The organism is uncultured Duncaniella sp., from assembly GCF_910577345.1.
GTDB lineage: Bacteria > Bacteroidota > Bacteroidia > Bacteroidales > Muribaculaceae > Duncaniella.
Map to the genome: position 1 here is coordinate 1 of NZ_CAJTMT010000033.1, position 7,570 is coordinate 7,570.

Annotated in this window: 9 protein-coding genes; all 9 read right to left on the reverse strand. The window is 57.1% G+C overall.

The features are described from left to right. Positions 1-678: HAD family hydrolase (locus QZ310_RS11595; protein ID WP_297072963.1), on the reverse strand; the 678-nt coding region annotated here is incomplete at its 3' end. Continuing rightward, positions 665-1,609 carry a CDP-alcohol phosphatidyltransferase family protein gene (locus QZ310_RS11600; RefSeq protein WP_297072965.1) on the reverse strand — a complete coding sequence of 315 codons (945 nt, stop codon included), beginning with the start codon at positions 1,607-1,609 and terminating at the stop codon, positions 665-667. The genes QZ310_RS11600 and QZ310_RS11595, both read right to left, overlap by 14 nt. Beyond that, a complete protein-coding gene (locus QZ310_RS11605; RefSeq protein ID WP_297072967.1) occupies positions 1,609-2,553 on the reverse strand; it encodes a phosphatase PAP2 family protein in 945 nt (314 codons plus the stop codon). Before QZ310_RS11605 ends, QZ310_RS11600 begins: the two co-directional genes overlap by 1 nt. Positions 2,554-2,590: 37 nt before the next feature. Then, positions 2,591-3,268, reverse strand: coding sequence for a CDP-alcohol phosphatidyltransferase family protein (locus QZ310_RS11610; protein ID WP_297073024.1), 678 nt, complete (start codon positions 3,266-3,268; stop codon positions 2,591-2,593). 76 nt (positions 3,269-3,344) lie between these two features. Beyond that, positions 3,345-3,923 (reverse strand): GtrA family protein, encoded by a 579-nt coding sequence (locus QZ310_RS11615; RefSeq protein ID WP_297072969.1) that lies wholly within the window; start codon positions 3,921-3,923, stop codon positions 3,345-3,347. 31 nt (positions 3,924-3,954) lie between these two features. Continuing rightward, positions 3,955-4,488, reverse strand: coding sequence for a phosphatidylglycerophosphatase A (locus QZ310_RS11620; RefSeq protein ID WP_297072971.1), 534 nt, complete (start codon positions 4,486-4,488; stop codon positions 3,955-3,957). Continuing rightward, positions 4,485-5,351 carry a hypothetical protein gene (locus QZ310_RS11625; protein ID WP_297072973.1) on the reverse strand — a complete coding sequence of 289 codons (867 nt, stop codon included), beginning with the start codon at positions 5,349-5,351 and terminating at the stop codon, positions 4,485-4,487. Before QZ310_RS11625 ends, QZ310_RS11620 begins: the two co-directional genes overlap by 4 nt. A 104-nt stretch (positions 5,352-5,455) precedes the next feature. Next, entirely contained in the window at positions 5,456-6,157 is a 702-nt protein-coding gene (locus tag QZ310_RS11630) for an NTP transferase domain-containing protein (RefSeq protein ID WP_297072975.1), read from the reverse strand. 40 nt (positions 6,158-6,197) lie between these two features. Continuing rightward, positions 6,198-7,292, reverse strand: coding sequence for a 4-hydroxythreonine-4-phosphate dehydrogenase PdxA (gene pdxA, locus QZ310_RS11635; protein ID WP_297072977.1), 1,095 nt, complete (start codon positions 7,290-7,292; stop codon positions 6,198-6,200). Positions 7,293-7,570: the final 278 nt, after the last annotated feature.

Sequence of the window (7,570 nt, forward strand, 5' to 3'; positions counted from 1 at the left end):
GGGGCGGCCTGTGAGGAGGGCGGTGGGGCAGCCGAGTGACAGGGCCGGGAGAATATCTTTCGAGAGACTGTCGCCGACGACAAGTACATCTGCCGCCGGAAGGCCAAGTGCTTTCAGTCCGAGATTGAAGATTTCGGGGTCCGGTTTGCGCACACCGACGACCGCGCTTTCGATGACGGCCTTGAAATAGCTGTCGATTCCGAAATCGGAAATGACTGCGTTGATGTTTCCGTAGAAGTTGCTGACAAGTACCAAGGGATATTTCTCTGCAAGTTCCCGGAGTGTCTGAGCGGATTCAGCCACACACTCCCGTGCATGGTTGTAGCAGTATTCGGCGATGTCCACACTCTTTTTTATATCCTGTATGGTTATGTGTCCGGCATTAAGCAACCAATCCATCTCAATGCCGATTTTTTTGCACATAAGCTCGCGGAAGGTGTCGTCCGGAGCGATGTGAGGGCGCGCTGCCAAAGCGCGCTCAGCGTAGACGTATGCCTCAATGAAGCTATCCGTCGGTATTTCAAGACCGTTTGCGCGATAGGCATCGAGGATTATATGGCTCCAATGGTCGCCACGCGAATCGAGAGTGCCCCCGTAGTCGAAAATCAGACCTCTTATATTCGCACCGATTTTGAGGGCCGAAAGCGAGGTGAGTTTTTGGGTATCAGTAGCAGCCATCTTGAAGTTTGAGTGTAAGGCGACGGCAGAGACGTTCGTGACGCACAATCATATAGACAAGTATGGCGTTGAAGATTGTAAGTTCAGCCACGAAGTATAGCCAGGGTTGACCGATGAAAAGGGTTGTGAAGAGGGTGATGGTACGCCAGTTGAACGAGAGGATATTGGTGTATTTCATCAGTGGGAGCGATTCACGACGGAAATCATTGCGGAACGACTGCGGGATGTTTCCTGACGGGAAACGGTGACGCAATTCCTCCCGCAAAGCCTGCATGGCGGGTGAGGTTGCCTCCTGCTGACGGGTGTAGGAGAGATAGATTCCCATTGTCAGTCGTTTCCAGAAATGGTTTTGCCATGTCACACCGCTCTCCGAGAGCTGACGTTCGAGCTGGGCGGCGCTGTCGAGTTCGCTTCCCTCCTCACCCTTCAGGAAGTAGAGGTGGAACTGGCGGTAATAGTCGGCCATAGCGGCCTGTTTCGTATGGCAGATGCCGGTGACGCAGGCCATTGCCCATATCACCCAGGGATGCGCCCCGAAGAAGCATGAGAAGTCAATCTCGCGGAAAACTATAGCGAGATAGATTGTGACAAACCAGAAATCGCCACACAGGCCGTCGAGTATGCGGCCTATGCGTGAATACTGTTTTGTCAGTCGGGCAAGCTGTCCGTCTGCGCTGTCAAAGGAGTTGGCCCAGACGAGGAGGAGCATACCGATGACGTTGAGCCAAAGGTCGGGAAAATAGAAGAGTATTCCGGCACCGATTCCGAGAAATATGGCTGCGATTGTGATGGCGTTTGGGCTTATGCCGAAACGCGCGGCAAGTAGGGCCCAGCGGTAGCCGATGGGGCGGTAGAAAGCCAGGTCGATTCCTTCCTCGGTGTCGAGCGACTTCAGTGAGCGTTGATAGTCTTCCTTTTGTGATTGATTCATCAATTGGAGGGAGAGGTGATGTAGCGGGTATAGGAGTTGATGAAGCGGGCGAAGGCCGGAATCTTCATGAGTCCGTATTCAAAAATGACGTAGCCGATGAGGGTGCAGGCAATGCCTGAAAGCACGTCGATGATATAGTGGTGAGAGGTATAGACGGCAGTGAACCAGATGCCCATGCAGATGACGGCGAAGAGGATGCGCATCCACTGCGGACAGCGTGCGCGCAGGGAGTAGATGAAGGCGATGAGCATGTAGGCCGAATGGAGCGAGGGGAGGGCGGCGAATACGTTGGCGTTGCGCGAGTAGAGGCCGTGGAAGATGTTAAGACCTGTCATCTCGTCCCAGCGTCCGAGCCCTGCGACCTCACCGGGAGTGCCGAGGAGGAAATCGAAGCCGTGGGAGGCCACATACCACGGGGGAGCGGCGGGGTGGATGTAGTAGTATGTGAAACCGAGGAGGTTCACGAAGAGAAATACAAGCGAGAAGTGGAGATAGACCTTGTATTGCCGCTTGAAGTAGAGCCAGAGGCCGAAAAGGATGGGGACAGGCACCCAGCAGAGATAGAAGATACCGGCGAAGAAATCCATCACCTTGCTCGTGTGGATTGCGAAGAATTCGTTGGGGGTGAGGGTACCGGTGGCAGTGGCTATGCCGAAGAGGTTTTTCTCGTTCTCGTAGAGCCCTTGGATGTCGACGGGATTAACCTCGTAGTTGGGGAGGATGTTCATCCAGTCGTAGGATATTCCGAAGAGTGCGAATGGGAGGAGCGCGACGACGAGGCGGCGCGTGGTGGCCGTGACGAAGAGCAGTAGCGTGAGTGCTACCGCGATATAGATGTGCTCAGGTCTGAATCCTACGAAGATGCAGGTGACAAGCAGCCATACGAGCACAGCCGGGACTATTATCATTGACTCCCGGCGTGACGGAAGGTTGATGACAGACATTGCGCTGTTGGTTTTGAGTTGTGCTGTCGGTTTGGGATTACTTGCTGTTCTTGAGCAGACGACGGCAGTGGTTGATGCGGGCGAAGGCGGTGATATTGGCAAACACTGCGATAACTGCCATACATGCGATAAGGATGAGGACAGCATTGAATTCGGAGGGGTCAACGCACTGTCCGACAATACCGGTGGCGAGGGCGCCGATGGTGGTGACTACCACACGCTCGGGGCGCTGCATGAAGCCGACCTTACATTCGAGGCCGAGGCCTTCGGCACGGGCACGGACATAGCTGACCATGATGGAACCGACGAGAGCGACGAAGGTGATGAGTGCGCCGATGATGTAGCCGGTCTGGATGAGGTAGTAGCTGAGTCCTCCGAGGGTGAAGAGCTCGCAATAGCGGTCGAGGACGGAGTCATACATGGCTCCGAAGGTCGAGGTCATGTTGCCGAGTCGCGCCACCTGCCCGTCGAGCATGTCGAAGAGCGAGAAGAGGATGATGACCACGCCACCCCAGGTAAGGAGACCGTAGTTCATGTCGGTTTCAGTGGCTGTATAGCCGGCGTAGACAAAGATGATGGCTGCGGCGATGTTGCCGAGCAGACCGATGGTGGTCACCATGTTGGGGGTGACACCTATGCGAATAAGGAAACGCACGAAGGGATTGATAACAAAATAGATGCCTTGCTGAAGGCTGTCACGGAATCGCTTGAACATGGATGTTTTCTGTGAGATTGTTATTTCGGTTTCAGGCATTTTAATCGGATATGTGAATGTTGGTTTTCAGATAGCGTTAATTTTGAGGATTGGTCTTCCCCAGTTTCCGGCGCAGGCGGGGGGTGGCGATGCGGAGGATGAGGTTGACCAGACGGATGGCGTAGCGGTCAAACCATGTGGGGCGGTAGACGAAGTTGCGTTGCAGGACGAAGTTCCATCCCCACGACACGGCGAGCGAGGCGGCGAGGCGCGCTGCAGCGAAGATGCCGTCGGGTTTGAAGCCGAGGTTCACCAGCCATTCCCAATGGGAGAGGAGGGTTGCAAGTCCGGTTGTCCCATACATGTTGAGCAGGAGCGAGCCTGTCCAGACGAGGAAGTATTTCACTCCGACGGCCTTGACGCTCTGTCCGGCGGCATGGAAGGTGAAGCGGTAGTTGATGCAGCAGTTGACCACACCTCCGGCAATCGCTCCGACGGCTACCGAGAGGTTGGAACGGTAGAAGGGGTCGAGCGCGATGAAGACGAAGGAGTAGAAGAGCATACTCATTCCGAGGTCGATCCACGAGGCCACCTGCGAGGAGACCGAGGAGCGAAGGAAGGTCGAGATGAGACCGCCGCCGTGAAGGAATTTATCTTTGAGTTGCGAAAAGTTCATTTTCTGTCAGTTCTGAATATATAGAGCAGGGTCATTCCCAGACAGGGAAATCAGTGAACATATACATTGCCACCGCGAGGACCACGGCTCCGTAGATTCCGGCGAGGATGTCGTCGGCCATGATGCCTGTGCCTGCGGGAAGGTCCTCCATCTTGCGCACTCCGAGCGGTTTCACGATGTCGAAGAAACGGAAGAGGATGAGCGAGATGACTGTCCAAAGCCAGAAAGAGCCGGAGGCGAGGGGAGCATGGACAGTGGCGAAAGCCGAGAGGGGGAGCATGGTGATCCACTGGCCGACGGTCTCGTCCATGACCACTTTCGAGGGGTCCGGTCCCCAGAATTGTTCGGCGACAGTGGCCGACCAGATGCCGAGGAAGGTAAAGACCACGATAAGGCCGAGGGTGGCGAGGATGGTGGTGGTGAAACTGCCTGTGAGCGCCAGCGGCAACCACAGGATGAGTCCGACAACCGCGCCCGCCGTGCCGGGTCCCCAGGGCCAGTAGCCCGCGCCGAAGGAGGTGGCGATGAATTTGGGGAGGAAGGGAAAGCGTCTGTTCTCGGTCATTTCTTTGCGGTTTTTGCGGCGTTGTGTTTCTTGATTTCCGCGAGGATGGCACGGGCAATCACTCCGGAGGCTTCCGCACGGCAGGCTGCGAAGCTGGGCCAGTCGTTGAAGTCGATGATGGTGAAGGTGCCGTCGGGGGCTATGATGGCGTCGCCGCCGTAGATTTTAATGTCGAGTGCTTCGGCCGCACGTTTGCAGACGGCTTTGAGGGCTTCGATGTCGAATTTCGGTTTGTCCTCGTCCATTCCCTGCTTGTCGCGTGAGCCGAGGTGGTAGAAGCAGTGGAACCAGGGTGTGCCGTAGACACCGTAGAACTTTAGCAACTCGCCTTCGACGTGACGGCAGACGACGGCGCGCTTGATGCCGCGCAGGAAGTATTCCTGCACAACCTCCTGAGCTTCTTCGGGATGGCGGACGTAGGTGACATCCTCCTTGTGCATCGTGTGGAAGTCGCCGCGCTTGACCCATGCGTTGGTCATGCCGAGGCGGTTCATCGTGTCGATGACGCGCTCGTCGGTGTTGACCATGATGCTTTCCGCTGTTGGTATGTTGCTGCCGATGAGGATGCGGGTGAGGCGTTCGCGGGTGCAGTTCTCGACTCCGTAGCCGGAGTTGATGACGAGCGCACCTTCATCCTCTTTCTGCTGCAGGATGGGGAAGGAGCGGTGGTGGCGGCACATGTTGATTATGATGTCTTCGCTCACGGCACCTGCCACAAGCTGCTCTTCGCTGTATATCCTGACCTCGCAGCCGCGTTTGCGCAACTGGTCGGCGGTGAGGTTGAGGATGGAGGCGTCGTTTCCGATATGGTTGGGCGAAAAGACACCTGCCCTCATGATTGCGGCTATCTTTATATCAGCCATGGTTGGTTAGTTTTAGAGGCGTGGGATTCGCCTCGGGGATATGATGGTTTAAAAAAACGGTTCGTTGGTCGGTCAGCCCCGTGCGGAGTGCCGGAGTCTGTCGGTCAGCCGGAGATGAAGCGCTCGGCTTCAGCGAGGTCAGAGGGATGGTCCACGTCGATAATCTTGGTGAACTGCCAGGCTTTGAGCCTCATGCCGGAGGCGATGAGGGCGCGCTGGAAGTCGCGCATACGGCTGACACCTGCCCGCGCGCAGTCCTCAAGGATGTCGAGCGCGGAGGGGCGGAGGAGGTAGATGCCACCGGACACGAAGCGCACCCCGGGGACGGGGCAGTCGAGGAAACCGGTGATGTCGCCCTCAGTGGTGGCGGCGACATAGAGGGGTTTCTCGTCGGCGATGTAGGTGGTGACGGCCATGTAGCCGTCGGTGTCAGGGTCGGCTTCGAAGTCGGCGATGAACTGCGCGAACTCCTCGGGACGGAAGACGGTGTCGACCGTCATCAGGCAGAAGGGTTGACTGCCGTCAATCTCAGCAGCGAGGGCGTGGAAGCTTTCCATCGACCCGCCGGTGGATTTCTCCATGACTGTCAGCTCGGCGCGCGGAGTAAGTGCGCGCAGGGTTGCCGGGACCTCCGGCATGGCCGGATTGGTGATGACGCTGATGCGTCCGGCTCCCATGCTGTCGAGTATGCCGACAAGACGCACGATCATCGGCTCTCCTGCGAGCTCGACAAGGGGCTTGGGGCGCGCTTCGCCTTCATTGCTGAGGCGTGAGCCTTGTCCGGCGGCTATGATGGCATAGTTCATGGCTGTTTTTTGACGGCTGGAGGATTGGTTATGCTTTGGCTTATTGACGTTCGGGCTTCTCGGCGGGGAGCTTGTCGTTGCCCTTGTCGTAGAACTGACGGCGGAGGGGGTTGGCCGTGGCCTCGGCCTCACGACGGCGGTTGCGGTAGATGTCGATGGCGGCATAGATGGCCTCGCGCATTGACTGCTCGTCGGCCTTGCCCTGTCCGGCGATGTCGTAGGCGGTGCCGTGGTCGGGAGAGGTGCGCACGAAGGGGAGACCGGCGGTGTAGTTGACGCCGTTCTCTCCGGAGAGGAGTTTGAAGGGGGTGAGACCCTGGTCGTGGTACATGGCGAGGATGCCGTCGAACTTGGTGTAGGCACCGCTGCCGAAGAAGCCGTCGGCGGGGTAGGGGCCGAAGGCGAGGACGCGGCGTTTGGAAGCCTCGGCGATGGCGGGGGCGATGATTTCGGCTTCCTCATTGCCGATGACACCTGCGTCGCCTGCGTGGGGGTTGAGGGAGAGGACGGCGATGCGGGGGCCGTGGATGCCGAAGTCTTCGATGAGGGAGCGGTTGAAGGCAACGATCTTATCGGTGATGGCCTTGGCGGTGATTTTGCCTGCTACAGCCGCGAGGGGGTCGTGGATGGTGACGAGGGCAACGCGCAGGTTTTCGCTACACATTATCATCATGGCGTGACGGCCTTCGCCGAGACGCTCTTCGAGATACTCGGTGTGGCCGGGGAAGTTGAATTCCTCGCTGTGGATGGTGTGTTTGTTGATGGGAGCGGTGACGAGTACGTCGATGAGGCCGTCGCGGAGGTCGGAGACGGCGCGTTCGAGGGCTGCGAGGGCTGCCTTTCCGGCAGTCTCGGTGGGTTGGCCGGGTTCAATCTTGCAGTCTTCGCCGACGACGTTGATGATGTTGATCTGATCATCAGCCGCATCGTCGGGGGAATCAATCTGGAAGAGCTTGAATTCGGGCAGCTCCATGCCCTTGCGGTAGTAGTTGGCTATTTTGGCTGAGCCGTAGATCACCGGGGTGCAGAGTTCGGTGATTCGGGTGTCGCTCAGGGCTTTGAGCAGCACTTCGTAGCCGATTCCGTTGATGTCGCCGTGGGTGATGCCGACACGTATTTTTTTGTCTTGTTCCATTGCTTTGGAGTAGGGGTTATGGTGGCTTTTGCGGTGTGCGAAAGCCTATTATCCTCAAATTAATCGGTAAAATTACGAAAAAATCCCTCACCAACGGGGTTGGCGAGGGAATGGTGAGGGTTTTTAACGCTTTTTAACGTGCAGGGGGGAGGGGAGGAGGCTGATGGGGGAGGAGGCTAATAGGGCAAATAGGGCTAATAAGGCTAATAGGGGATAAGGCTAATAGGCCTAATAGGGCAAATAGGGCTAATAGGGCTAATAGGGGATAGGGCTAATAG

Coding starts and splice junctions, on each gene's coding strand:
- QZ310_RS11600 (WP_297072965.1), bottom strand. CDS start 1,609: ATGAATCAATCACAAAAGGAAGACTATCAACGCTCACTGAAGTCGCTC.
- QZ310_RS11605 (WP_297072967.1), bottom strand. CDS start 2,553: ATGTCTGTCATCAACCTTCCGTCACGCCGGGAGTCAATGATAATAGTC.
- QZ310_RS11610 (WP_297073024.1), bottom strand. CDS start 3,268: ATGTTCAAGCGATTCCGTGACAGCCTTCAGCAAGGCATCTATTTTGTT.
- QZ310_RS11615 (WP_297072969.1), bottom strand. CDS start 3,923: ATGAACTTTTCGCAACTCAAAGATAAATTCCTTCACGGCGGCGGTCTC.
- QZ310_RS11620 (WP_297072971.1), bottom strand. CDS start 4,488: ATGACCGAGAACAGACGCTTTCCCTTCCTCCCCAAATTCATCGCCACC.
- QZ310_RS11625 (WP_297072973.1), bottom strand. CDS start 5,351: ATGGCTGATATAAAGATAGCCGCAATCATGAGGGCAGGTGTCTTTTCG.
- QZ310_RS11630 (WP_297072975.1), bottom strand. CDS start 6,157: ATGAACTATGCCATCATAGCCGCCGGACAAGGCTCACGCCTCAGCAAT.
- pdxA (WP_297072977.1), bottom strand. CDS start 7,292: ATGGAACAAGACAAAAAAATACGTGTCGGCATCACCCACGGCGACATC.